23 protein-coding genes are annotated in these 25,318 nt (G+C 69.7%); 14 read left to right on the plus strand and 9 right to left on the minus strand.

Annotated elements, in window-relative coordinates:
* The first annotated feature begins 69 nt into the window (after positions 1-69).
* The 3 genes from G6048_RS12360 to G6048_RS12370 all read left to right on the plus strand — a co-directional run bounded on the left by G6048_RS12360 (position 70) and on the right by G6048_RS12370 (position 6,023).
* On the plus strand, positions 70-2,802 hold the full coding sequence (locus tag G6048_RS12360; RefSeq protein WP_165339534.1) for a PA14 domain-containing protein: 2,733 nt from the start codon (positions 70-72) through the stop codon (positions 2,800-2,802).
* 272 nt (positions 2,803-3,074) lie between these two features.
* The gene (locus G6048_RS12365) at positions 3,075-4,412 is read left to right on the plus strand and encodes a wax ester/triacylglycerol synthase family O-acyltransferase (RefSeq protein ID WP_165339535.1); all 1,338 of its coding nucleotides are present in this window, start codon (positions 3,075-3,077) and stop codon (positions 4,410-4,412) included.
* 114 nt (positions 4,413-4,526) lie between these two features.
* Positions 4,527-6,023, plus strand: a complete 1,497-nt coding sequence (locus G6048_RS12370; protein WP_165339536.1) for an SDR family NAD(P)-dependent oxidoreductase — start codon at positions 4,527-4,529, stop codon at positions 6,021-6,023.
* Between the two features lie 197 nt (positions 6,024-6,220).
* Here the strand turns inward: G6048_RS12370 and G6048_RS12375 are convergent, their stop codons facing one another.
* From G6048_RS12375 to G6048_RS12390, 4 genes are all read right to left on the minus strand, one after another.
* The gene (locus G6048_RS12375) at positions 6,221-7,042 is read right to left on the minus strand and encodes an SDR family oxidoreductase (RefSeq protein WP_165339537.1); all 822 of its coding nucleotides are present in this window, start codon (positions 7,040-7,042) and stop codon (positions 6,221-6,223) included.
* Between the two features lie 45 nt (positions 7,043-7,087).
* Positions 7,088-7,567 (minus strand): inositol oxygenase family protein, encoded by a 480-nt coding sequence (locus G6048_RS12380; protein WP_165339538.1) that lies wholly within the window; start codon positions 7,565-7,567, stop codon positions 7,088-7,090.
* A gap of 145 nt (positions 7,568-7,712) precedes the next feature.
* Complete coding sequence (locus tag G6048_RS12385; RefSeq protein WP_165339539.1) at positions 7,713-8,342, minus strand: MBL fold metallo-hydrolase; 630 nt, start codon at positions 8,340-8,342, stop codon at positions 7,713-7,715.
* The gene (locus tag G6048_RS12390; RefSeq protein ID WP_165339540.1) at positions 8,342-9,430 is read right to left on the minus strand and encodes an S-(hydroxymethyl)mycothiol dehydrogenase; all 1,089 of its coding nucleotides are present in this window, start codon (positions 9,428-9,430) and stop codon (positions 8,342-8,344) included. The genes G6048_RS12385 and G6048_RS12390 overlap by 1 nt, the downstream gene beginning before the upstream one ends.
* Before the next feature lie 404 nt (positions 9,431-9,834).
* On the opposite strand from G6048_RS12390, the gene G6048_RS12395 reads away from it, so the two are divergent.
* On the plus strand, positions 9,835-10,011 hold the full coding sequence (locus G6048_RS12395) for a hypothetical protein (protein WP_165339541.1): 177 nt from the start codon (positions 9,835-9,837) through the stop codon (positions 10,009-10,011).
* A gap of 58 nt (positions 10,012-10,069) precedes the next feature.
* Positions 10,070-10,552 (plus strand): GNAT family N-acetyltransferase, encoded by a 483-nt coding sequence (locus G6048_RS12400; protein ID WP_165339542.1) that lies wholly within the window; start codon positions 10,070-10,072, stop codon positions 10,550-10,552.
* 61 nt (positions 10,553-10,613) lie between these two features.
* Here the strand turns inward: G6048_RS12400 and G6048_RS12405 are convergent, their stop codons facing one another.
* Entirely contained in the window at positions 10,614-11,465 is an 852-nt protein-coding gene (locus tag G6048_RS12405; RefSeq protein ID WP_165339543.1) for an alpha/beta fold hydrolase, read from the minus strand.
* Between the two features lie 52 nt (positions 11,466-11,517).
* Positions 11,518-12,861, minus strand: coding sequence for an amidase (locus G6048_RS12410; RefSeq protein ID WP_165339544.1), 1,344 nt, complete (start codon positions 12,859-12,861; stop codon positions 11,518-11,520).
* A 395-nt stretch (positions 12,862-13,256) separates the two neighbouring features.
* Between G6048_RS12410 and G6048_RS12415 the strand changes: the two genes are divergently transcribed.
* Complete coding sequence (locus G6048_RS12415) at positions 13,257-14,036, plus strand: DUF4142 domain-containing protein (protein WP_206341513.1); 780 nt, start codon at positions 13,257-13,259, stop codon at positions 14,034-14,036.
* Positions 14,037-14,117: 81 nt separating this feature from the next.
* Here the strand turns inward: G6048_RS12415 and G6048_RS12420 are convergent, their stop codons facing one another.
* On the minus strand, positions 14,118-14,648 hold the full coding sequence (locus tag G6048_RS12420; protein WP_165339545.1) for a MarR family winged helix-turn-helix transcriptional regulator: 531 nt from the start codon (positions 14,646-14,648) through the stop codon (positions 14,118-14,120).
* Between the two features lie 129 nt (positions 14,649-14,777).
* Positions 14,778-15,500 carry a FadR/GntR family transcriptional regulator gene (locus tag G6048_RS12425; protein ID WP_328825758.1) on the minus strand — a complete coding sequence of 241 codons (723 nt, stop codon included), beginning with the start codon at positions 15,498-15,500 and terminating at the stop codon, positions 14,778-14,780.
* Between the two features lie 188 nt (positions 15,501-15,688).
* Here G6048_RS12425 and G6048_RS12430 point away from each other — a divergent pair, with 188 nt between their 5' ends.
* The 8 genes from G6048_RS12430 to G6048_RS12465 all read left to right on the plus strand — a co-directional run bounded on the left by G6048_RS12430 (position 15,689) and on the right by G6048_RS12465 (position 23,709).
* The gene (locus G6048_RS12430) at positions 15,689-16,765 is read left to right on the plus strand and encodes a sugar ABC transporter substrate-binding protein (protein WP_165339546.1); all 1,077 of its coding nucleotides are present in this window, start codon (positions 15,689-15,691) and stop codon (positions 16,763-16,765) included.
* Entirely contained in the window at positions 16,762-18,297 is a 1,536-nt protein-coding gene (locus G6048_RS12435) for a sugar ABC transporter ATP-binding protein (protein ID WP_165339547.1), read from the plus strand. The genes G6048_RS12430 and G6048_RS12435 overlap by 4 nt, the downstream gene beginning before the upstream one ends.
* Positions 18,290-19,330: an ABC transporter permease gene (locus G6048_RS12440; protein WP_165339548.1), complete on the plus strand. Its 1,041-nt coding sequence runs from the start codon at positions 18,290-18,292 to the stop codon at positions 19,328-19,330. The genes G6048_RS12435 and G6048_RS12440 overlap by 8 nt, the downstream gene beginning before the upstream one ends.
* 69 nt (positions 19,331-19,399) lie before the next feature.
* Complete coding sequence (locus G6048_RS12445) at positions 19,400-20,773, plus strand: L-fuconate dehydratase (RefSeq protein WP_165339549.1); 1,374 nt, start codon at positions 19,400-19,402, stop codon at positions 20,771-20,773.
* On the plus strand, positions 20,770-21,534 hold the full coding sequence (locus tag G6048_RS12450) for an SDR family NAD(P)-dependent oxidoreductase (protein WP_165339550.1): 765 nt from the start codon (positions 20,770-20,772) through the stop codon (positions 21,532-21,534). The genes G6048_RS12445 and G6048_RS12450 overlap by 4 nt, the downstream gene beginning before the upstream one ends.
* Positions 21,534-22,550, plus strand: a complete 1,017-nt coding sequence (locus G6048_RS12455; RefSeq protein WP_165339551.1) for an aldo/keto reductase — start codon at positions 21,534-21,536, stop codon at positions 22,548-22,550. The genes G6048_RS12450 and G6048_RS12455 overlap by 1 nt, the downstream gene beginning before the upstream one ends.
* Entirely contained in the window at positions 22,547-22,861 is a 315-nt protein-coding gene (locus tag G6048_RS12460; protein WP_165339552.1) for an L-rhamnose mutarotase, read from the plus strand. The genes G6048_RS12455 and G6048_RS12460 overlap by 4 nt, the downstream gene beginning before the upstream one ends.
* A complete protein-coding gene (locus tag G6048_RS12465; RefSeq protein WP_165339553.1) occupies positions 22,858-23,709 on the plus strand; it encodes an amidohydrolase family protein in 852 nt (283 codons plus the stop codon). Before G6048_RS12460 ends, G6048_RS12465 begins: the two co-directional genes overlap by 4 nt.
* Here the strand turns inward: G6048_RS12465 and G6048_RS12470 are convergent.
* Positions 23,697-25,115 carry a lipase maturation factor family protein gene (locus G6048_RS12470; protein WP_165339554.1) on the minus strand — a complete coding sequence of 473 codons (1,419 nt, stop codon included), beginning with the start codon at positions 25,113-25,115 and terminating at the stop codon, positions 23,697-23,699. The genes G6048_RS12465 and G6048_RS12470 overlap by 13 nt on opposite strands.
* Positions 25,116-25,318: the final 203 nt, after the last annotated feature.

Below are 25,318 nucleotides of genomic sequence, written 5' to 3' on the forward strand. Positions count from 1 at the left end.
GGCCTCGGTGCGGAATACGCACCGGGGCTTTGTCATGTCCGTGGACAAAGTGCGGGAATCCGTGTTGTCATGCCAACTGCCGTTCCTGACAACGTTATCCAGCCGACCGGACCACAGTCGGCCTGGAGCGACGAGCCGCCACTTTCCTCAGCCAAGGAGGAACTCGTGCTCATCAGAAGACCCGCAAGACCCGCAGGACCCCGCCGACACAGAGACCGCCTCGCGTTATTCCTCGCCGTGGTCCTCGGCATCGCCGGACTCACCGCCGCACCGGCCGCGACCGCGGCTGACGACCCCGCCGAGATCCATGGCCTGAAGGGTGAGTACTACACCCAGTCCGCCCCCGGCGCCTTCGACTTCCACGAGCTCAAGGCCACCGGATTCGACCGGCAACTCGACTTCGACAACCTCGAACCACGGCTGGACTTCGCCACCGGACAGTCCGACGACGTCAGCGTCCGCTGGACCGGGAAGCTCGTACCGGAGAAGACCGGCCCGCACACCTTCTCGATCATCGGCGACAACGGCTTCCGACTGTGGATCGACGACGAACTCGTCATCGACCACTGGGTCGACGACTGGGACCGCGAACAGACCGCCCCGCCCATCGAGTTGACGGCCGGGAAGGCTTACGACATCAAGGTCGAGTACTTCGAGCACTACGGTGGCTCGAATCTCCACCTCCGCTGGACCCCGCCCGGCGGCAGCAAGACGGCCGTCCCGCAGTCCGCGTTCCGCCTCCCCGACGGCTTCGACTACGACGGTGCCCTCGCGGCCACGGTCCTGGGGGACGGCCGCACCCTGAAACTCGACTTCGCCCAGCGGCTGACCGTGCCCGCCGCCGGCCTCACCGATCATCTCGAGGCGGTGATCGGCGGCGCCGCATGGCCGCTCGGAACAGCCAGGCTGGACCCCGCCGACCCGAAAGCCCTGCTCGTCGCGCTCAAGGAACCCGTCGTCGGCAACAAGACCGGCACCGCCCGCGGCACCGTCGACCTCAGCTATGACGGCGAGGGAGGCCTGTCCGGCTCGGACGGCAACGTTGTCGAAGCCTTCTGGAGCAGCGGCCCCAACCGCTCCACGTACCAACTGCGCACCCGGTGGGCCGACGAGGTGGCCCCGGGCAACGCCCATCCCGAGTACCCCAGGCCGCAGTTGACCCGTGACGCCTGGCGCAACCTCAACGGACGCTGGCAGTTCGCCGCGGCCGAGGCGGGCGAGCGGCCCCCGGTCGGCAAGGACCTCAAGGAGCGGATCCTCGTCCCGTACCCCGTGGAGTCCCAGCTCTCGGGCATCGAACGGCACGAGGACCGCATGTGGTACCGCCGTACCTTCACCGTCCCCGCGGACTGGAAGATCGGCTCCGGCAAGCGGCTCAAGCTCAATTTCGGCGCCGTCGACTGGCACTCCGAGGTCTACGTCAACGGCACCAAGGTCGCCGATCACAAGGGCGGCTACGACAAGTTCAGCGCCGACATCACCGACGCGCTGAAGCCCGGCCGCACCCAGGAACTGATCGTCGGCGTGTACGACCCGACCGACTCGGCGAACGGCGAGAACCCGCCCGTCGGAAAGCAGCGCCTCGACCCCAGCGGCATCTGGTACACCTCGTCGTCCGGCATCTGGCAGACGGTGTGGATGGAGCCAGTCGCCGCCGACCACGTCGACTCGCTCAAGCTCACTCCGGACGTGGAGAAGGGTCGGCTCACCGTGGAGCCGAGGGGGGTCCGTGACGGAGTTCCGGTCACGGCAGTGGCGTACGAGGGGAAACGGAAGGTCGCCACGGCGAGCGGCCGTACCGGACAGCCCCTCGAACTCAAGATCCCGAAGCCCCGGCTCTGGTCACCCGACGATCCCTTCCTCTACGACCTGAAGGTGAGCGTCGGCCGCGACCGAGTCGGCAGCTACTTCGGCATGCGGTCCATCGCCGTGGAGCAGGTGAACGGCACCCCGCGCACCGTCCTCAACGGTGAGCCCGTCTTCATGATGGCCACGCTCGACCAGGGCTTCTGGCCCGACGGACTGCATACGGCGCCCACCGACGAGGCCCTCGCGTACGACCTGCGGATGCACAAGGAGATGGGCTTCAACTCGGTGCGCAAGCACATCAAGGTGGAGCCGGACCGCTGGTTCTACTGGGCCGACCGGCTCGGTCTGCTGGTCTGGCAGGACATGCCCGCGATGACCGCCGGGGTGAGTCCCGATGCCGCGTCCCGTGCCCAGTACGAGCGCGAGATGCAGCAGATGATCGACGAGCACATCAGCAGCCCGTCGACCGTGATGTGGGTGACCTTCAACGAGGGCTGGGGCCAGTACGACATGGGCCGCATCGCCGAGCAGGCCAAGTCCTGGGATCCGACGCGGCTGGTCAACGGCCAGTCGGGCCTCAACCTAGGGGCCGACGGCGGAACCGGCGACCTCATGGACGAGCACGGCTACCCGAGCCCGGCGCTGCCGCCCGCCCCCGACGGGAGACGGGCGCTGGTCAGCGGCGAGTACGGCGGCCTCGGCCTCGCCGTGCCCGGTCACGCCTGGTCGGTCCAGCAGTCGTACGTCGACGTCGACCCGGCCACTTACACCGACGACTATCTGGAGAAACTCGACGAGGTGCGCGCACTGGTCTGCCGGGGCAGCAACGGCGCCGTCTACACCCAGATCTCCGATGTGGAGGGCGAGCTGAACGGTCTCCTCACCTACGACCGCGAGGTGATCAAGCCCGATGTGCCCCGGCTGAAGGCCGCACACGAGGCACTGATCCGGGACGCGTCCCGGCCGACCCCTGCGGGCTGCACGGCCGCCTGACGGCCATCTGGCTGAATCCTGCGACCGGCGTGCCGTGCGGAATCCGCCCGCTCACCCTTCCGCGGTGGGCGGGCGTCCGCCCGGCCGTATCCGGCCCCGCTGCCCGCTTCGACCACGCGGAAATACCCCCGTGAGTCCCACCTGCCCCATCCCTCACATGGGGGATAGGACTTAATCTGCTGTTAACTGAGCGTAGCTTGATCGTACTTGACCGTAATCGCTTGTCGGGGGTTGACTGCTTGCTCACCCGTCGTCGACGCGAGAGCAAGCCATTGACCTCCGACCTGCTTGCACCACTCGACCTGGCGTTCTGGAACATCGAGTCCGCCGAGCACCCCATGCATCTCGGCGCCCTCGGCGTCTTCGAGAGCCATTCGCCCGCCGCGGGCGCGCACGCCGCCGATCTGCTCGCGGCCCGCGCCGCGGGCGTGCCGGGGCTGCGGATGCGGATCCGTGACGTATGGCGGCCGCTCTCCTTCGGGCAGCCGCTGGCCTTCGGCGGCGCGGCCCGTGAGCCCGTCCCCGACTTCGACCCGCTCGACCATGTCCGGCTGCACGCGCCGACCGCGGACTTCCACGAAACGGCGGGCGCGCTCATGCAGCGCCCGCTGGAGCGCGGCAGGCCGCCGTGGGAGGCGCATGTGCTGCCCGGCGTGGACGGCACCTCGTTCGCCGTGCTCTTCAAGTTCCACCACGCCTTGGCCGACGGACTGCGGGCGCTGACGCTCGCGGCGGCGGTCATGGACCCCATGGACCTGCCCGAGCCCCGCCCCCGCCCCGAGGAGCCCGCACGCGGCCTCCTCCCGGACGTGCGCAAACTGCCGGGCCTCGTCCGCGACACCCTCTCCGACGTGGGGCAGGCCTTGGACATCGGCGCCTCCGTCGCCCGCGCCACCCTGGGCGTCCGCTCCTCGTCCGCCCTGGTGTCGGAGCCCACCGGCACCCGCCGTATCGCGGGCGTGAACCTGGACCTCGACGAGGTGCACAAGATCCGCAAAAGCGCGGGCGGCACCGTCAACGACGTACTGATCGCGATCGTCGCGGGCGCCCTGCGCCGCTGGCTGGACGAGCGCGGCGACGGCAGCGAGGGCGTCGAGCCCCGGGCCCTGATCCCCGTCTCCAAGCGCCGCCCGCGCACCGCGCACCCCCAGGGCAACCGACTCTCCGGCTATCTGATCAAGCTGCCCGTCGACGACGCGGACCCTCTCGGCCGGCTCGACACCGTACGTACGGCCATGAACCGCAACAAGGACGCGGGCCCCAACCGGGGCGCGGGCGCCGTCGCTCTGCTCGCCGACCATGTGCTGCCCCTGGGGCACCGGCTCGGCGGCCCCGTCGTCGGCCAGGCGGCCCGGCTGCTCTTCGACATCCTGGTCACCAGCGTGCCGCTGCCCAGCCTCGGCCTGAAACTCGGCGGCTGCCCGCTCACCGAGGTCTACCCGCTCGCCCCGCTCGCCCGCGGCCAGTCCCTCGCGGTCGCCGTCTCGACGTACCGCGGGCGTGTCCACTACGGGCTCGTCGCCGACGCGGAGGCCGTGCCGGACCTGGACCGGCTGGCCAAGGCGGTGATCGCGGAGGTGGAGGAGCTGAACGTCGCCTGCGCGCCCTGAAGGGACCGTTGATCACGCCGGGTTTGGTGCCTTCGCCCCGCGCTCCGTAAAATTCCGCCTTCGAAAGCGAGCGCGGTTCGAGCGCGGCGCGGAACCCGAGAAACGGCAACGACGATGACGGTGATACAAGACGGCCAGGCGACCCCCGCCGTGGACGCGGCAGAGGGGGCGGAGGTCTCGTACGGTCCCGGCATCGACCCGGAGCGGCTGGCCGTCTGCCTCAGCGTGCTCGAGGAGCTCGACAAGCTGGAGGTCGACCACCCCGACGCCGTCGCCGTGCGCCGCGCCACCGCGGGCGTGTACCGCACGGTGAAGCAGCGCCGCCGCCAGGAGCGCAGGGCCGCCAAGACCGCCCACGACAAGGCGGTCACGGAGGCGACGGCGACGGGTTCCGCCCAGCGCATCGACGACGAGACCGAAGGCATCCTGCCCTCGTCCGCCGTCGAGGCCGGACAGATCGCGGGGATACTCCAGCGCCCGCGCTCCTGCTACACCTGCAAGACCCGGTACGTCGAGGTCGACTACTTCTACCACCAGCTCTGCCAGAACTGCGCCGCCGAGAACCGGGCCCGCCGCGACGCCCGCGCGGATCTCACCGGCAAGCGCGCCCTGCTCACCGGTGGCCGCGCCAAGATCGGCATGTACATCGCGCTGCGGCTGCTGCGTGACGGTGCGCACACCACGATCACCACACGCTTCCCGAACGACGCGATCCGCCGCTTCAAGGCCATGCCCGACAGCGACGAGTGGATCGGCCGCCTGAAGATCGTCGGTATCGACCTGCGCGACCCCGCCCAGGTGGTCGCGCTCGCCGACTCGGTCGCCGCCGCGGGCCCGCTCGACATCCTGATCAACAACGCGGCCCAGACCGTACGCCGCTCTCCGGGGGCCTACAGCGAGCTCCTCGCCGCCGAGTCCGCCCCGCTCCCGTCGGGCGAGCTGCCGCCCGCCGAGGTGATCGGCACCTTCGGCTCCGGCGCTGTGGCCGCGCTGCCGGTGGCCGGGGGCGGCGAGCTGACCGCCCAGGACGTCACGGATCTCGCGCTGGTGTCCGGCTCGGCGTCCCTGGAGCGCATCGCGGCCGGTACGGCGATCGACGCGGGCGGTCTCGTGCCCGACCTGCACGACACCAACAGCTGGATCCAGGCTGTCGAGGAGGTCACTCCGGTCGAACTGCTCGAGGTCCAGCTCTGCAACTCCACCGCGCCGTTCATCCTCATCAGCCGCCTGCGCGCCGCGATGGCGGCCTCGGGGGCGAACCGCACGTACATCGTGAACGTGTCCGCCATGGAGGGCGTCTTCGGCCGCGGCTACAAGGGCGCCGGGCACCCGCACACCAACATGGCCAAGGCCGCGCTCAACATGCTCACGCGCACCAGCGCCCAGGAGATGTTCGAGAAGGACCGCATCCTGATGACCGCCGTCGACACCGGCTGGATCACGGATGAGCGCCCCCACCCGGACAAGATGCGCCTCGCCGACGCGGGGTTCCACGCGCCGCTCGACCTGGTCGACGGGGCGGCGAGGGTGTACGACCCGATCGTGCGGGGGGAGCAGGGCGAGGACCTGTACGGGGTGTTCTTGAAGGATTACGCGCCGGGCAAGTGGTAGGGCCGCCCGCCCGCCGTAATCCGGTGGCCGGTGCGGGGACCACTGTCCTACCGTGAGGGCGCCCGGTGCGATGGCAACGCGTTCTTCGTGGTTCGACTCCGTGCAGGCCCTCCGCGGGCCTGATGCCCTATGGGGGGCAATCGCGTCGCCGCCTTGATCTCGGGCACCTCGCACACACCGTGTCGTGGTCAGCGGTGTCAGGACACGGTGCCGCCGGTATCCGGCGGCGCCTGTGACCGCAGGCGTTCGTGCACCGCGTACGCCCGCGGCACCGCCGCCGCCCGTACCCTCGTACCGCCGTCCACCAGTAGATCCGCCCCCGTGACCCACTCCGCCGCGTCCGAGGCCAGCCATACGACTGCTCGCGCGATGTCCTCGGGCTCGCCGATGCGGCCCAGGGGGAGTCCGGCGGCCAGTTCGTCCTCCGCCCGCTCCCAGACGAAGCGGGCCATCTCGGTGCGGATCAAGCCGGGGGAGACGGAGTTGACGCGGACCTTGGGGGCCAGCTCGCCCGCGAGCTGCTGGGTGAGGTGCAGCAGGGCGGCCTTGCTGGTGCCGTACGCGCCCACGTTGGGGCCCACATGAGCGGCGCCCTCCGTGCAGACGTTCACGACCGCCCCGCCGTGCTCGGCCATCCATGCCCGCCAGGCGCACTGCACCAGCCGTAGCGGCGCCTCGACGTTGACCGTGAACGCCTCGCGCCAGCGGTCCGTGTCGGCGTCCATGAGCGGGCCGTACGGCTCGTTCGTCGCCGCGTTGTTCACCACCACGTCGATCCGCCCGAACTCGCGCAGCGCCAGCTCCGTCAGCGCCCGTAGATGCGCCGGTTCGGCGACCGAGCCCGCGAGCCCGACGACCCCCAGTTCCTCGGCGACCCGGCTCACCCCGCCCGGATCACGCGCGGTCACGCACACCCGCGCGCCCGCCCTGACGAGGGCCTGAGCGACCGCCCGGCCGATCCCGCGCGACGCTCCGGTGACGATCGCGGCCTTGCCGGAGAGACCGTACGGCGAAGTCATCCGCGTACGGTCTCATGACGGGCCGTCAGCTACCAGAGGTGTGCCTCAGCGGCGGACGGTGGCGCGCGCCGCGACCAGCTCCAGGACGGTGCGCCAGTCCTCCAGCACGCCGGCGTTCAGCCCGGCGACCTTGCCCGCCTCGTCCGCCTGTCGCAGGGACAGCACGTCGTCGTCGAACGGGCCGTCGTCCCACGGGGCGGCATGCAGGCGTACGAGACGGGCGACCCGCTCGCCGAGCAGGGCCCGCACGGCGTCCGCCGCGTGGTCCGCGTGACGGGCCTCGTCACCGGGGTACAGCAGCTGACCTATGCCGTGTACCAGGCCGGCCACCTGGAGTTCCTTGTCACTGGGATGACCGCGCCGCAGCAGCGCGGCGGTCTGCAGTGCGTGATCGTGCAGATCGAGCGAGCTGCCGGTGGGCCCTCCGCGTGGGCGTGGTTTCGGGTGGGGGAGGGCCGGGGCGCCCCAGGCCCCCCGGCAGGCGTGCAGCAGATCCATCAGCTCATCGACACTGCGCAGCTCCATGCGCCAGTCCTCCCTGCCCGCGAGAAAGGCCGTAGTCCCGCGCCAGCAGATCATGGCCAGCTTTCAACCGAACCAACAGGATCTGAATAGCGAACCGAGTGGACCTCACGGGCACACCAAGTAAGCGCGGCCTCATCGCGCGGACTCAGTGACCCCGGTCTATCCACTCCTTCAGGTGCGGAGCTTCGGCACCGATCGTCGTGGAGTCGCCGTGGCCGGTGCGGACCTCCGTCTCGGGGGGCAGGGTCAGCAGCCGGTCGCGGATCGAGTCGATGATCGTCGGGAAGTGGGAGAACGAACGGCCCGTCGCACCCGGCCCGCCCTGGAAGAGTGTGTCGCCGCTGAAGACGGTGCCCAGCTGGGGGGCATGCAGGCAGACGGCGCCCGGGGCGTGACCCGGCGTGTGCAGCACGGTCAGCTCGGTGCCGGCCACCGACAGCCGTTGCCCATCGGTCAGTTCACCGTCCGGCAGGCGGTTCGGGTGGGTCTGCTTCCACAGCGGGAGGTCGTCGGGGTGGAGGAGGATCGGGGCGCCGGTGCGGGCAGCCAGGGCCGGGGCCGCGTCGATGTGGTCGTTGTGCGCGTGCGTACAGACGACGGCCACGAGCCGGCGGTCACCGAGTGCCTCGGCTATGGCGTCGGCGTCATGGGCGGCGTCGATCACTATGGCCTCGGAGTCGTCGCCCACGATCCACACGTTGTTGTCGACGTCCCACGTACCGCCGTCCAGGCTGAACGTGCCGGACGTGACCAGGTGCTCGATACGGGCGCTCATCACAGCACCACCACCGAACGCAGCACATCGCCCTGGTGCATCCGGTCGAAGGCCTGCTCCACCGCGCCCAGCTCGATCGTCTCGGTGACGAACGCCGCCAGGTCCAGACGCCCCTGCTGGTGCAGATCGACCAGCATCGGGAAGTCACGCGAGGGCAGACAGTCCCCGTACCAGGACGACTTGAGCGCCCCGCCCCGGCCGAAGACGTCCAACAGCGGCAACTCCAGCTTCATGTCCGGCGTCGGGACGCCGACCAGGACCACCGTGCCCGCCAGATCGCGGGCGTAGAACGCCTGCTTGTACGTCTCCGGGCGGCCCACCGCCTCGATGACCACGTCCGCCCCGAAGCCGCCGGTCAGTTCGCGGATGGCCTCGACCGGGTCGGTCTCCTTCGAGTTCACCGTGTGCGTGGCGCCCATCGTGCGGGCCGTGGCCAGCTTCTTGTCGTCGATGTCGACGGCGATGATGCGCGCCGCCCCCGCCAGCTGTGCCCCGGCGATCGCCGCGTCACCCACGCCACCGCAGCCGATGACGGCCACCGAGTCGCCACGTGTCACCGAACCGGTGTTGATGGCCGCGCCGATTCCGGCCATCACCCCGCAGCCGAGCAGACCCGCGACCGCGGGCGACACGGTCGGGTCCACCTTCGTGCACTGACCGGCCGCGACCAGGGTCTTGTCCGCGAACGCGCCGATCCCGAGGGCGGGCGAGAGCTCCGTGCCGTCCTCCAGGGACATCTTCTGCTTGGCGTTGTGCGTGTCGAAGCAGTACCAGGGCCGCCCGCGCAGACACGCCCGGCAACGGCCGCACACCGCACGCCAGTTGAGGATCACGAAGTCGCCGGGCGCCACCTCGGTCACGCCCTCGCCGACCGACTCCACGATCCCGGCGGCCTCGTGGCCGAGCAGGAACGGATACTCGTCGCTGATACCGCCCTGCTTGTAGTGCAGGTCCGTGTGGCAGACCCCGCAGGCCTGCACCTGGACCACGGCCTCGCCCGGGCCCGGATCCGGGACCAGGATCGTACGGACCTCAACCGGCTGGTTCTTGCCGGGGGCGATGACACCCCGTACCTGCTGGGCGGCCATGTCGGGCTCCTTCGCGTGAAAGTGGCGCGTTTGATCATGTTGGCACAGAGCTGGACGACTGGCTCCGTGCCTGTGGATAACCAGTGGAGAACCAAAAGAGGTCAATGTGCTTCAAGTCCGCTTTGTCGCGGAACGATTCGAAACGGTTACCTGTTGTTTTCGGCCCCATCGAGCGGACCCCCGCTCATTTGTGTACCCTGTATCGGGCGGACAGCAAAATCGGGTGTCACCCACACCCACGGTCCGTCCTGGGACAAGCCGGTCACCACGGCCTGCTCTCACTTGAGTTACCGGCGCCACCGCGTCCGTACTGCCTGTAATCCAGACCCGAGCGGGCCTCAGGCGACCGGTGGTAGACCGGCCCTGCAAGTCCCAAGGGTGATCCGACACATAAGGAGTGCGCGGTGACACCGGAGACGAAGAACAGCGATCAGCGCCCCAAGGAACGCACGGAGCGCGACGGCAGTGGGCCCGAGGACATGCTCGGCAGCCTCGAGGTGTGGTCCAGGTCGGCGCCGATCCGCCTGGCGGGATACGAGGACGACCTCGCGGAGCCGCACATTCTGCCCAGCGTGGACTGAGCGTTCACCGAGGGATCAGCGCGATTGCTGACGGCATGGGCGTGTCAGACTCACGCCCATGCTGATCAGAGAAGCCGTGGCCGATGACTGGCCGCGGATTTGGCCTTTCTGGCACCGGATCGTTGCCGGTGCCGAGACCTACGCCTGGGAGCCGTCCACCTCCGAGGAGGACGCACGCGGTCTGTGGATGGCGCCGGGCAAGCGCGTGTACGTAGCCGAGGATGCCACCGGGGCGGTTGTCGGCTCGGCCTACGTCGCGCCCAACTACGGTGGGCCCGCGGGCCGAATCGCGAACGCCGGCTTCATGGTCGATCCGGACCATACGGGGCGCGGCATCGGGCGTCGGCTTGCCGAACACGTCCTGGACGCCGCACGGGCCGCGGGTTACCGGGGCATGGTGTTCAACGCCGTCGTGGAGACGAACCCTGCCGTGGGCCTGTGGACGTCACTTGGCTTCAGGACCCTGGGGACTGTTCCGGAGGCGTTTGAGCATCCGCGGCATGGGTTGGTGGGGTTGCACATCATGTACCGGGCGCTGTGAAGCTTCGCGTCCCCTCCCGCCGGTGGGAGAGTGCGAGTAGTTGGGGGCGCGGGCTTCTTGGTCAGCCCCGGTTTCTGGCGAGGAACGTGCTGACCGTTTCTGTGAAGTGATTCGGATCGTCGAGCCATGGGAAGTGGCCGGCGTCCGGCTGTACGGCCAACTCGGCATGAGGGAACAGCTTTGCGATGGTCGTGGCCACGTGGGGGCGTGGGCCGCTGTCCAGTTCGCCGGCCAGGAGTAGGACCGGTGCGCGCAGCGCGGCGATGGCGGCGCGTGTGGTCGCTGGGGTGAAGGCGCCGGGCGAAGGGTAGATCTCGGCGGCCTTCTCGTTGCTCTGTGCCGCGTCCAGCGCTGCGTGGGCCTGAGCTGTCGCGTCCCAACGGCCGTAGAAGTACGGTGCGATGGTGTCCCAGTCGGCGTCGGTCGCGGTGCCTGCCAGGGCCGCTTCGAAGGAGTTGCGGCTGGCCGCGTACCAGGGCTCGGCCGAGCGCAGGGCGGCCGCCTCCCGGCGGTGCTCCTCGGTGAAGTCGATGCCGAGGGCGCGGGCTCGGGCGGTGATCAGCGTGAGGGTTCGTACGCGCTCGGGGTGGTCGGCCGCGTACAGCAGGGCGAGGTCGCCGGCCGCTGAGTGCGCGAGTACGTCGATGTGGGCCAGGTCGAGATGGCGGCGCAGGGCCTCGACATCGGGGACCTGTCGGTCGCAGCGGTATGTGGCCGGGTCGGCGGGGATCGCGGAGTCGCCTGTGCCGCGGAGGTCGAGCAGGATCAGTTGTCGATGCTTTGAGAGGCCGCCGAGGTCGCCCAGGTAGGCGGAGGCGCGCATGGGGCCGCCGGGTAGGCAGAGCAGCGGTTCGCCCTCGCCCATGAGGTGGTAGGCGAGTTCGGTGCCGTCGTCGGCTGTGAAGGCAGGCATGGCGTCATCTTGATCGTCAGGAGACGGTCATACCAAGCCGTTTGCGGTTCTTTTACGCCAGTGGGGCCGTGCGCCGCCACGGTCGCAGTTCCTCCAACTGCCCGGCCAGTTCCAGGAGAGCGGCCTCCGAGCCGGGGCGGCCGACCAGCTGTACGGCGCACGGGGCGCCCGATGGGAGGGTCCCGAACGGTACCGCCATCGCCGGCCAGCCCGTCAGGTTCCACGGGGGAGTCAGCGGTGAGTAGTTGGTGTTGGCCAGCAGGTTGCGTAGCCAGCCGCGCTCGTGCCAGTTCGCGGCGGCGGGTGCGCGCCGGGCGAGGGCCGGGGTCAGCAGCACATCGTGCTTCGTGAAGAACGGCTCCATGCGTGTGCGCAACTGCTCCCTGCGTGCACCTCGGCGCACCGAGCCCACGAAGCGGCGCCCGACAGCCGCGTGCACGCGCGTTCGTCGCGTGAGCTGTCGCGGGTCCAGGCCCGCCGCGTCCACCGCTGTCCCCGCCGTCCAGTGCGCGAGTGAGGTCGTGCCCAGCCACAGGGGGTACGGCGGGTCGGCGCGCCGTACCTGATGGCCCGCCGCGGCCAGGAGTTGCGCCGCCTGACGTGCCGCGGTCGCGTAGGGGCGGCTGATCGTGACGCCGATCAGTGGGCTGCGTACGGAGACGGCGATGGTGCGCTCGACGGGTTCGGCAGCGTGTACGGGCTCGGTGGCGGCCAGTACCGAGAACATCAGCCGGGCGTCCTCGACCGTGGTCGCCAGCGGACCGTTCTCCGACATGCCGAACCAGTCGCCGTTGCCGATGCCCGCGGGGACCGTGCCGAAGCCGGGCTTGAGGCCTATCAGGCCGCAGTTGGCGGCGGGTATCCGCAGCGAGCCCATTCCGTCGTTGCCCAGCGCGATCGGCACCATCCCGGCGGCGACCGCGGCCGCGCTGCCGCCGGAGGAGCCGCCCGCCGTGCGTGTGGTGTCCCAGGGGTTGCGGGCGGTGCCGTGCACGCCCTCCGTGGTGCCGAAGACGCAGAGTTCCGGGACGTTCGTCAGGCCCACGACGACCGCGCCTGCCGCCCGCAGCCGGGCCACCGTGACATGGTCTTGGTCGGCCGGGGTGTCCGGAGTCGCGGCGGAACCAAGGCGGGTGGACTCGCCCCGTACGGCCAGGTTGTCCTTGACGGCCAACGGCACGCCTGCCAGGGGGAGTTCTGCCAGATCGGCGCGGGCCGCCAACTCGTCGGCCTCGGCGAGTGCCGCGGCTGCGCGAAGTCGGCGGAAGGCGCCCACGCGGGCGTCGAGCAGCTCGATGCGCGCGAGGTGCTCGGCCACCACCTCATGGGGCGTGGCCCGCTTCTCGCGTACGGCTGCGGCGATCTCGGTGGCGGTCCGGCCGACCCAGTTGGTCACGGAGGCTCCTTCTGTACGGGTGACACGTGAACTTACTCACTGGTATGAGGAGCACTGTGCCCCGGCCGGGGCGCCACGTCGAGGGGTTGCGGGGAGTGGGTGACCAACTGCTGTCGAGCATGTGACCTGCGTCTACTCGGTTCTGCCGGTAGGCGGAGGGGTTGCCATGGAGGCGCGCGACGGCGGCACTTGGCAGCCTGTGGCGCCGGGGGCGTGGATTACGCGGTCGCGCGGGCCCAGTCGTATCGTGCGGTTTCGCGCTGTATCGCTGACGGGTCGTGAGCGTGTGTGACACGAATCACACGGCGGATAAGAAAATTTACCGAGTGCAATGATCGCTCCAGCGGGTTCGTCCGTACCTTCTGGCGTCAGCGCCAGTCACGCCAGGAGGATGTATGCGCATATCACGGAACATAGCGGGAACTGTTTTCGTGGTCGGCGGCATGACGATGACGATCGCCGCACTCGCCTACCCGGCGATGCTGGGCATCGAGAACACGTCCGCGAATCAGGAGCGTGTCATCGCCAACACCCGTTACGGGCCGCTGACGGAGGCAGACCGCGACTTCGTGGTGAAGGTGCGCGCGGCAGGCTTGTGGGAGTACCCCCTCGGTGAGTTGGCCATGGAGCGAGGCACGACCGCGGCGATGAAGGAAGCGGGCAAGCATCTGGTCGTCGGGCACGGCGGCCTCGATGTGATGTGCCGCCAGATCGCTCCGGAGCTGGGGGTCACGCTGCCCAACCAGGCTTCACCGCAGCAGCAGCAGTTCGTGGCGACCGTGGACGGGAGCAGCGGCAAGCAGTTCGACTCCACCGCGGTCAGCATCATGCGCGTGACGCACGGTCAGATCTTCCCGACCATCGCCAAGATCCGCGCCTCCACCCAGAACAGTCTGGTACGTCAGCTCGCCGACCTGGCCAATGCCACGGTCCTCGACCACATGACGATTCTGGAGAAGACGGAGCTGGTGAACTTCGAGCAGAACAACTTCCAGCAGACCGCTCCGCCGAAGCTGCCCAAGGACAACACCACTCCGCCGCCGCCCGCGCCGGGAGCGCCGGTCCTGGCCCTCAAGCCGCGTCCGGACCTGAACATCAAGACGCCCGGCCCGCCGACGCCCGGATCGTCGGCCAACTCGACGTCCAACCCGGCGTTGAGTGGGGATGGTGAGTGACGGCTGTCGGCCCGCCCTCGGCTCGTACGAGGGCGGCCGCACACCTGCGGCACAACGAATCCCGCACCTGCGGCGCAGAGTTCAGGCTCCGCGTCCCAGCTCGACGTCCGCCCAGCTCGGCGGCTGATATTCGGGATCGTCCGCCGGTGCGGGAGGTTCGCCGCCGGCCTCGTTGAAGGCGGTGAGCGCCTCGATGAGGCCCACCCGCTGCTCGGGCTCGAGCCGTTTGACGATCTCGGCGAGGTCGGCGCGGCGCCGGGCCGTGACCTCCCGCACCGTGCGCCGGCCCTCGCCGGTCAGCCGCAGCAGGGTCACCCGGCGGTCGGCGGGGCTGGTCTGCCGGTCGGCGAGACCGGCCGCGATCAGCCGGTCCACCATGCGCATGGCCGTGGACGGCGCCACATGAAGCAGGTCGGCCAGGGCGACCAGTTTGGTGGCGCCCCGCGTCGACAGCACCACCAGCATCCGGAACTGCGGGAGCGTCACCCGCTCCTCGACCGCGGACAGTGAGCGGGCGGACACCGCGACCAGCAGCCTCGACGCGGTCAGCACCGCGCGGGTCACCTCGTCGACATCGTCCACACCCATCACGGGCGCTTCACGCTCCGGCATGGGTCCTTTCTATCGCGTCGATCCACTTGAGTCGTCAAGGAGGCGAAACGATTTTCGACTCCCTTGACCCTCGGGGTCGGCGCAGCGTCACCCCGTACGGGTATGGCGGGTCCCGTTTGTCACGCCCCGTTACTGACTGAGCTGAGTCCGTAGCCACTCCTCCACTTCGCCCACGTGTGCGGCGGCAGCCGCCCGGGCCGCCTCCGGATCACGGGCGAGAAGCGCGCGATGAATCGCCACGTGCTCGCGGCGGGTGCGCGCGAAGGCGCCCTCCTCCTGATAGCCCCGCCAGACCCGGGCGCGGAACGTACGCGAGGACAGGCCTTCCAGAATGGCCGCCATCGTGTCGTTGCCCGCCGCCGCGACGATCGCGCGGTGGAACGCCAGGTCGTGGGAGAGGATCTCCTCCGGGTCGTCCGTCGCATGCATGGCCGCCAAGTGCTTCTCGACCTCGGCGAGTTCACCGGGGGTGATGCGAGCGGCGGCCAGCGCCGTCGCCGTCGACTCCAGGATCCGCCGCACCTCCAGCAGCTCCACCAGCTGCGGTCCGCGGGAGAGATCGGCGACCACACCGAAGGTCTCCAGCAGATCCCCGGCTTCCAACTGCGTGACGTAGATACCCGACCCGTGCCGGGCCTCCAGCACCCCCAAGACGGTCAGCGCACGGATCGCCTCGCGCATCGAGCTGCGCGAGATGCCCAGCTGCACCGCCAGCTCACGCTCGGTCGGCAGCCGCGCGCCCGGTTCAAGGCGCCCCTCGCCGATCATCGCCTTGATCTGCTCGATGGCGCGCTGCGTCACGGTGCCCTTCTGCGCTGCGGGCTCCGTCTGCCTGGGCAGGGTCTCGTCCACGCCACTCCTCCTGTCACCGGTGTGCCGCAGTCTAATCAGCACAGTGGTCTGACCACTACGCTCAAAATGGCGGAAGTTTGGTGTCTGAGGGTGTTGTCAGGGGGAAGTGGTCTGATAAATATGCGGGCATCTGCTCGATCACGCTCGATCGGGCACCTGCTCGATCTCGCTCGATGAGGAGCCGACGGATGAGTCGACAGACAGCCGGTCCGAGACTGCGGAAGAGGCGGACCCCCCTACGAGCGGCGGCCGCGGCCGCCTGCGCCACCCTCGTGCTCGCGGCATGCGGCAGCACCGAGGACAGCGTCGCCTCCGGTGGTGACGGCGGCGGCGAAGGCAAGGTCGGGGTGATCCTGCCCCTGCTGACCTCGCCGTTCTGGCAGTCGTACAACGACTACGTGCCGAAGATGGCGAAGTCCGAGGACGTGGACGCCCTCAAGACCGTCAACTCCAACAGCGACCCCTCGCAGCAGATCACCGACATCAACAACCAGCTCAACCAGGGCGTGAAGGGCCTCGTCGTGGCCCCCCTGGACAGCGCCGCGATCTCCGCCGGACTCGACCAGGCCGAGCGCAAGGGCGTGCCCGTGGTCGCCGTCGACGTGGCGCCCGAGAAGGGCAAGGTCGCGATGGTCGTCCGCGCCAACAACGTGGCGTACGGCGAGAAAGCCTGCGAGTACCTCGGAAAGCAGATCCCCTCCGGCAAGGTCGTGCAGATCATGGGCGACCTCGCCTCGGTCAACGGCCGCGACCGCTCGGAGGCGTTCCGCGCCTGCGTCAAGAAGAACTACCCGAAGCTGAAGGTCCTGGAGATCCCCGCCAAGTGGGAGTCCGACGCCGCGGCCTCCAAGCTCGACACCCTGTTGAACGCCAACCCCGACATCAAGGGCATCTACATGCAGGCGGGCGGCGTCTACCTCGCGCCGACGCTGCAGACCCTCAAGTCCAAGGGCATGCTGAAGAAGGCCGGCGAGAAGGGCCACATCTCGATCGTCTCGAACGACGGCATCCCGCAGGAGTACGAGGCCATCCGCAAGGGCGAGATCGACGCCACCGTCTCGCAGCCTGCCGACCTGTACGCCAAGTACGGCATGTACTACATCAAGCAGGCGATGCAGGGGAAGACGTTCAAGCCGGGCCCGACCGACCACGGCTCCACGATCGTCAAGCTGCCCAGTGGCATCCTCGAGGACCAGCTGCCCGCGCCCCTGGTCACCAAGGAGAACGTCGACGACCCGGAGCTCTGGGGGAACACGGTCGGATGAGCACCCCACTCGTGGAGGCGCGGGGGATCACCAAGCGGTACGGTCCCACCGTCGCCCTCCAAGACGGCAAGCTCACCGTCCTCCCCGGCGAGTCCCACGCCCTCGTGGGCCGCAACGGCGCGGGCAAGTCCACCCTCGTCACCATCCTCACCGGCCTCCAGGCCCCCGACGAGGGCACCGTCCGCTTCGACGGCGAGCCCGCGCCCGCGCTCGCCGACCGGGACGCCTGGCGGCGCAAGGTGGCCTGCGTCTATCAACGGCCCACGGTGGTCCCGGAGTTGACGGTTGCCGAGAACCTCTTCATCAACCGGCAGCCCACCGGGCGCGGCGGCTTCATCAGCTGGCGCCGGTTGAAGGAGCAGGCGGCCGAGGTCCTTCAGACCTGGGACGTGCACGTCGACCCGGAGGCGCGTACCGCCGATCTCAAGGTCGAGGACCGTCAGATGGTCGAAATCGCCCGGGCGTTGAGCTTCGGCGCCCGGTTCATCGTCCTCGACGAACCCACCGCACAGCTTGACAACCGGGAGATCGAGCGCCTCTTCACGCGCATGCGCGCGCTCCAGGAGTCCGGCGTCACCTTCCTGTTCATCTCGCATCACCTCCAGGAGGTGTACGAGGTGTGCCAGACCGTCACAGTGCTGCGTGACGCCCGCTGGATCACCACGGCACCGGTCGCCGAACTGCCGCGCGGCGCGCTGGTGGAGGCGATGGCGGGGGAGGCGGTCGCCGAACGGCAGGCGGCCGCCGCGGAAGCGGTGCTGGAACACGCGGACACCGTGCTGGAGGACAAGGGTGCCGACGCGCCGGTCGTGCTGGAGGCGAAGGGCCTCACCTCCGACACGTACGAGAACGTCGACCTGACCGTTCGCCGCGGCGAGGTCGTCGGCCTCGCCGGTTCCAGTGCCAGCGGGAAGATCACGCTCGCCGAGTCCTTCGCCGGACTGCACACCCCCACCTCGGGAACGGCACTTCTGGACGGCACGCCGCTGCCGTTCGGCGATGTCCAGGGAGCACTGAAGGCCGGCGTCGGCTGCGTCCCGCGCGACCGGCACGGCCAGGGGCTCGTCTTCGGGATGACCATCGGCGACAACGCCACCATGAGCATCCTGGACCGGCTCGGGAAGTACGGGTTCGTGGGCACCGCCCGCAAGCGTGGCTTCGCCACCGAGCTGATCGACCGGCTGGACATCTACGCGGAGGGCCCCGACCAGCCCGTCTCCGACCTCTCCGGCGGCAACGCCCAGAAGGTCGTCATGGCCCGCGCCCTCGCCTCCGACCCACGGCTTCTCGTCCTCATCAACCCCACCGCGGGCGTCGACGTGAAGTCCAAGGAGTCCCTGCTCTCCCGCGTGGACTCGGCCCGCGACGACGGGACGGCCGTCCTCGTCGTCTCCGACGAACTTGACGACCTGCGCCGCTGCGACCGCGTCCTGGTCCTCTTCCACGGCCGCGTCGTGGCCGAGCATCCCGCGGGCTGGCGCGACCACGAGCTCATCGCATCCATCGAAGGAGTGGATCAGGACCATGGCTGACACGAAGGCCCCGTCGGCCTCGCCCGCCACCTCCAAACAGCCGCTGAAGGTCAGCAGCGCCAACGCCAAATCCGTACTTCTGCGAAGGGCCCGCGAACTCGCCCTCGTACCGGCGCTGTTGCTGCTCCTCGTACTCGGCGCGTTCGTCAACGACTCGTTCCTCACCGAGCGCAACCTGATCTCGATCCTCGGGGCATCCGCGGCGCTCGCCATGGTCGTACTCGCCGAGTCGCTGGTGCTGATCACCGGCAAGTTCGACCTGTCCCTTGAGTCGGTTGTCGGCATCGCGCCCGCCGTCGGCGCTCTGCTCGTACTGCCCGCCGCGGCCTCTGGCTGGGGCACCGACCTCCCGGCCGGGCTCGCCGTGCTGGCGATCCTGCTCGTGGGCGCGGCGATCGGCGCCTTCAACGGCGTACTCGTGGTGAAGTTCAAGCTCAACGCCTTCATCGTGACGCTCGCCATGCTGATCGTCCTGCGCGGTCTGCTGGTCGGCGCCACCAAGGGCAAGACACTGTTCGGCATGCCCGATGCCTTCTACACGCTGGCCACCACCACCTTCCTGACCGTGCCCCTCTCGGTGTGGCTGGCGGCGGCGGCCTTCGGTGTCGCGGGCCTCATGCTCAGGTACCACCGCTGGGGACGCGCCCTGTACGCGATCGGCGGCAACGCGGACGCGGCGCGCGCGGCCGGTATCCGGGTCGATCGCGTGATGCTCGCGGTGTTCGTCATCGCGGGGGCGCTCGCCGCGGCGGGTGGGCTGTTGCAGACCGGCTATGTCGGCGCGATCAACGCCAACCAGGGGCAGAACATGATCTTCACGGTGTTCGCGGCGGCGGTCATTGGTGGGATCAGCCTCGATGGCGGCAAGGGCACGATGTTTGGCGCCCTTACGGGCGTCCTCCTTCTTGGGGTTGTCCAGAACCTGCTCACGCTCGCCCAGGTCCCGTCCTTCTGGATCCAAGCCATCTACGGAGGAATCATCCTGGTTGCCCTCATGATCGCTCGCGTGACGACCGGCCGCGCGCAGGACTAGAAGCCTCCTGGCCGCCGTTTCCGTACGACGCCGACGCACGACCTCTGTCCCGGACCGAAAGGCACTTCTGTGGCCTCACCTGCCGCTTCCCGCATCACTGCGGTCGACACCTTCGATATTCGCTTCCCGACCTCGCGCGAGCTCGACGGCTCCGACGCCATGAATCCGGATCCCGACTACTCGGCCGCGTACGTCGTGCTGCGTACCGATGCCGAGGGCGGGGCGGAGGGGCACGGGTTCACCTTCACCATTGGGCGGGGCAACGAGGTTCAGGTCGCCGCGATCGACGCGCTGCGGCCGCATGTTCTCGGGCGGTCGGTGGACGAACTGTGTGCGGATCCGGGGTCGTTGGCCCGGGACCTGACCGGGGACAGCCAATTGCGCTGGCTCGGGCCCGAGAAGGGCGTGATGCATATGGCGATCGGCGCCGTCCTGAACGCCGTCTGGGACCTGGCCGCCAAGCGCGCCCAGAAGCCGCTGTGGCAGTTGCTCGCCGACGCCTCCCCTGAGTTCCTCGTCTCCCAGGTCGACTTCCGCTACATCGCGGACGTCCTCACCCCCGATGACGCGCTCCAGCTGCTCAGACGCGGCAGAGAGGGGGCAGCGGAGCGCGTTGGACTGCTGAAGGAGCGCGGGTTCCCCGGCTACACCACCTCGCCGGGCTGGCTTGGCTACTCCGACGAGAAGCTCACCCGCCTTGCCCGCCAGGCCGTGGAGGACGGCTTCACCCAGATCAAGCTGAAGGTGGGCGCGGACCTCGCCGACGACGTGCGCCGGTGCCGGGTGGCCCGTTCCGTCGTCGGCCCCGGCATCCGGATGGCCATCGACGCCAACCAGCGCTGGAACGTCGACGAGGCCATCGAGTGGACCAAGGCGCTCGCCGACTTCGACCCGTACTGGATCGAGGAGCCGACCAGCCCCGACGACGTCCTCGGCCATGCCAAGATCCGCGAGGCCGTCGCACCGGTCAAGGTCGCCACCGGCGAGCATGTCCAGAACCGGATCGTCTTCAAGCAGCTGCTGCAGGCCGGGAGCATCGACGTCCTGCAGATCGACGCGGCCCGCGTCGGCGGCGTCAACGAGAACCTCGCGATCCTCCTCCTCGCGGCCAAGTTCGGCGTCCCCGTCTGCCCGCACGCCGGTGGCGTCGGCCTGTGCGAACTCGTCCAGCACCTCTCGATGTTCGACTACGTGGCCCTCTCCGGGACCACCGAGGACCGCGTCATCGAGTACGTCGACCATCTGCACGACCACTTCCTCGACCCGGTGGTGATCAGGGAAGGTCACTACATGGCACCCACCGCGCCCGGCTTCTCGTCCACCATGCGACCTGAGGCCCTCGCCGAGTTCACCTTCCCCGGCGGCACGTTCTGGGTCGCCGACCTCGCCCAGCAGGCATCCACCGATCAGCGGCTCACCGGCCGGAAAGGGGCAGCGGCATGACCGACACCCAGGACTTTGCGGGGCTCAAGGCGCTGGTGACGGGCGGCGCGTCCGGCATCGGCCGGGCCACCGCGGAACTCCTGGCCGCCCGCGGCGCCCAGGTCGCCGTCCTCGACCTGGACCCGTCGAGCGTCGACAAACCCCTGCTCGGATACGAGGCGGACGTCGCCGACGACACCTCCGTACGCCGGGCTGTCGCGTCCGCCCTCGCCGACCTCGGCGGCCTTGACGTACTGGTCAACAACGCGGGCATCGGCGCCCAGGGCACCGTCGAGGACAACGACGACGCCCAGTGGCACCGGGTCCTGGACGTCAACGTTCTCGGCATGGTGCGTACGGCCCGCGCCGCCCTGCCCCACCTGCGCGCCTCCGCGCACGCGGCCATCGTGAACACCTGCTCCATCGCCGCCACCGCCGGCCTCCCACAGCGCGCCCTGTACTCCGCGTCCAAGGGCGCCGTCCTGTCGCTGACCCTCGCCATGGCCGCCGACCACGTCCGCGAGGGCATCCGCGTCAACTGCGTGAACCCCGGCACCGCGGACACTCCCTGGGTCGGCCGCCTCCTGGACGCCGCGGACGATCCCGCCGCCGAACGGGCCGCCCTGGAAGCCCGCCAGCCCACCGGCCGGCTCGTCTCCGCGCCCGAAGTCGCGGGCGCCATCGCCTACTTGGCGAGCCCGCTGTCCGGCGCGACCACCGGCACGGCACTCGCCGTGGACGGCGGCATGCAGGGGCTGCGGCTGCGGCCTGCGGGGCAGTGATGCGCACGCCGATCCGGTCCCGGCTGCTGGGACGGTCCGGCGTCGAGGTCACCGAGCTGGCCTTCGGCGCCGCGGGCATCGCGGGTCTGTTCACGCCGGTGAGCGACGAGCAGGCGTACGCCGCACTCGACACCGCCTGGGACGCGGGGATCCGCTACTTCGACACGGCCCCCCACTACGGGGTCGGCCTGTCGGAGCGGCGCGTCGGCGCGCTGCTGCGCGGGCGGTCCGGGTACACGGTCTCCACCAAGGTGGGCCGACGTCTGGAGCCCTTCAGCGGGGGAGGCGATGACCTTGCCAACGGTTTCGCCGTGCCGGCCACCCACCGCCGCGTCTGGGACTTCAGCGCCGACGGCGTACGCCGGGGCCTGGAGGAGAGCCTGGAGCGGCTCGGCCTCGACCGCGTCGACGTCGTCTACCTCCACGACCCGGACGACCACGCCACCGAAGCCTTCGGCGAGGCCTACCCCGCCCTGGAGCGGCTGCGGTCCGAAGGCGTCGTCGGTGCGATCGGCGCCGGTATGAACCAGGCCGAGATGCTCACCCGCTTCGTCCGCGACACCGACGTCGACGTGGTGCTGTGCGCGGGCCGCTACACGCTCCTCGACCAGCGGGCCCTGACCGAACTGCTGCCGTCCGCGCACGAACGCGGCACATCCGTCGTCATCGGCGGCGCCTTCAACTCGGGCCTCCTGGCGGACCCGAAGCAGGGAGCGACGTACAACTACGCTTCCGCGCCAAGGGAGTTGCTGGACCAAGCCCTGCGGATCAAGGCGATCGCGGAACGCCACGGCACCACCCTGCGCGCCGCCGCCCTCGCCTTCCCGCTCGCGCACCCCGCCGTCGCGAGCGTCCTCGTCGGCACCCGCTCGGCGGACGAAGTCCGCGACACCGTACGGCAGTTCGCCAGGGACGTACCGGCGGAGTTCTGGCAGGAACTGCGGGAGGCCAAGCTGCTGCCCGAGGAGGCACCAGTCCCCGTACAAGCCCCCGTCGCAGGAGAGGAGCCCGCGTGAGAATCGCCCTGCACACCAAGGTCCGCGCCGACCGCATCGCCGAGTACGAGGCCGCCCACCGCGAGGTGCCAGTCGAGCTCACGGACGCGATCCGCGCCGCCGGTGCCACCTCCTGGACGATCTGGCGCAGCGGTACCGACCTCTTCCATGTCCTGGAGTGCGAGGACTACGGGCGGCTCCTCGCCGAGCTGGAGAAACTGCCGGTCAACATCGCCTGGCAGGCACGGATGGCCGAGCTCCTCGACGTGAAACACGACTACTCGTCCGAGGGCGCGGAGGCAGGCCTGCCGGTCGTCTGGGAGCTGCCATGACGGGACGTACGATCGTCGACGCCCACCACCACGTATGGGACCTCTCCGTACGCGACCAGGACTGGATCACCGGGCCCGAACTCCGGCCGCTCCGGCGGAACTTCACCCTCACCGACCTCGAACCCGAGACGCGCGCCGCCGGAGTCGGCCGCACGGTCCTGGTGCAGACGATCACCGTCCCCGAGGAGACCCCGGAGTTTCTGGCCCTCGCGGAGGAGAGCGAGCTGATCGGTGGAGTGGTCGGCTGGACCGACCTGACCCGGCCGGACGTCGCCGACAAGCTGGCGCGGCTTGCGGAACTCCCGGGCGGCGCGTATCTGCGGGGCATCCGCCACCAGGTGCAGGGCGAACCCGACCCCGAGTGGCTGCTGCGCCCGGACGTACGCCGAGGACTCACCGCCGTCGCCGCGGCGGGCCTCGTCTACGACCTGGTCGTCCTGCCGCACCAGCTCCCCGCCTGCGTGAAGGCCGCCGAAAGCCACCCCGAACTCACCTTCGTCCTCGACCACTTGGGTAAACCGCCCATCGCCTCGAGAGAACTCGAACCCTGGGCCAGCCAGGTGCGCGCGCTTGCCGCGCTGCCCAACACCGTCTGCAAGCTGTCCGGCCTGGTGACGGAGGCGGACCCGAAGAGCTGGACGGTGCGCGACCTGGCTCCTTACGCGGACACGGTGCTGGAGGCCTTCGGCCCGTCCCGGCTGATGTTCGGCTCGGACTGGCCGGTCTGCACACTGGCCGCGTCGTACGCCCAAGCGCTGGACGCCGCCGAGGAGTTGACGGCCGGGCTGAGCGACAGCGAGCGGGCCGAGGTCTTCTCGGACACCGCGAGGCGCGTCTACGCCCTCTGAACGGCGGCCTCGAGCCGGGTGGGGGGCAGGAACTCCCGTACGTACGTCCGCTGCCAGCAGGCGCCCGTCTCGCGCAGCTCGCGCCAGGTCGTGTACCGGTAGCGGTACAGGCTCGCGCGTACGTACCTGGGCGGCTGGTCCGCCGGGAACGGGGAGCGGCGCAGGAGCCGCAAGGTGTCCCGGTCATTCTCGAGCAGCCGCTCCACCAGGGCGCCGAACCAGGCGCCGGCGTACGCGGGGGAGAGCCCCACGAACCACATCAGCCAGTCGAGGCGCAGATGGTACGGGGCGAACTGGCGCGGCCAGTGCCGGGGATCACCCGGCTTGCCCTTGAACTCGTACTCCCGCCATTCGGAGTCCGCGCGCGGGACCTCGTCCAGCGTGCCCTCGAGGACGACCTCGTACCTCAGCCGGCTGACACTGCCGAACGCCCCGTAGGTGTTGACCAGGTGGAGCGGGTCGAAGGAACGGTTCATGACCTGGCGGTGCGAGACCAGGTTGCGGGCCGGGCGGTAGCTGAGAGCGACCAGTCCGGCGGCGACGGCCAGGACCACGATCTCGTACCAGAGCGGGGCGTCCGACGGTCCTCGCGTCACTCCGTAGTCCAGGGCCGACAGTGCGACCACGATCGTGATCCAGTTCAGCCAGGCGAAATTGCCCGACAGGACCAGCCACAGCTGGGTGACGATCATCAGGGCCGCGGCGGCCGTCGCGATGGGCTGCGGGGCGAAAAGCAGGACGGGGACGATGAGCTGGGTGAAGTGGCTGGCCGCCACTTCCACCCGGTGGAGGGGCTTCGGGAGATGGTGGAAGAACCAGCTCAGCGGGCCCGGCATCGGCTGGGTCTCGTGGTGGTGGTCGAGGCAGGTCAGCTTCCGCCAGCAGGCGTCGCCGCGCATCTTGATCAGACCGGCCCCGAACTCGACGCGGAAGAGGATCCAGCGCAGCAGGAAGAGCACCACGATCGATGGGGCGACCTCGTCGTTGCCCAGGAAGACGGCGAGGAAGCCGACCTCCAGGAGCAGGGACTCCCAGCCGAAGGAGTACCAGGTCTGCCCTACGTTCACGATCGACAGGTACATCACCCAGGGGACGAGCCACAGCAGCATGCCGCCCCAGAGCGGCAGTTGACCGTCCAGGCCCGCGATGAGCGCGGCCGAGACCGCGCAGCCGGTCCAGGCCCAGACCGCGAAGAAACGGTCGGAGTAGTGGAAGTGGAACACGCTCGGTGCCCGCCGGAAGGGCACCCGGGCGACGAAACGGGGCACCGGCAGCATGCCGCGCTCGCCCATCAGCGCGCGGAACTGCAACGCCGCGCTCAGGAAGGCGAAGAGATACACGACGGCCAGCGCCCGCTGGAAGACCACTCGGCTCATCCAGTACTCGGGGGCGGTGAACCACTCCATGTCGCCGCCTCCCTTCCCTCGGCTTGTGACGCTGCGTGACGCCTTCGCTTATGGGGTTCCCAGGACCGCCGCGGGCAACTCGATCCGCTCACATTTCGGCCGTGACGAGAAGTCGAAGATTTGGCCAAACCCTGGCAAGGTAAGGCCCATGGTTGATCGGGGAGCGAGCGCCCTGTCACTCCCGGACCTGTCTCTTATACACA

The organism is Streptomyces ureilyticus (assembly GCF_011045025.1).
GTDB classification, from domain to species: Bacteria; Actinomycetota; Actinomycetes; order Streptomycetales; family Streptomycetaceae; genus Streptomyces; species Streptomyces ureilyticus.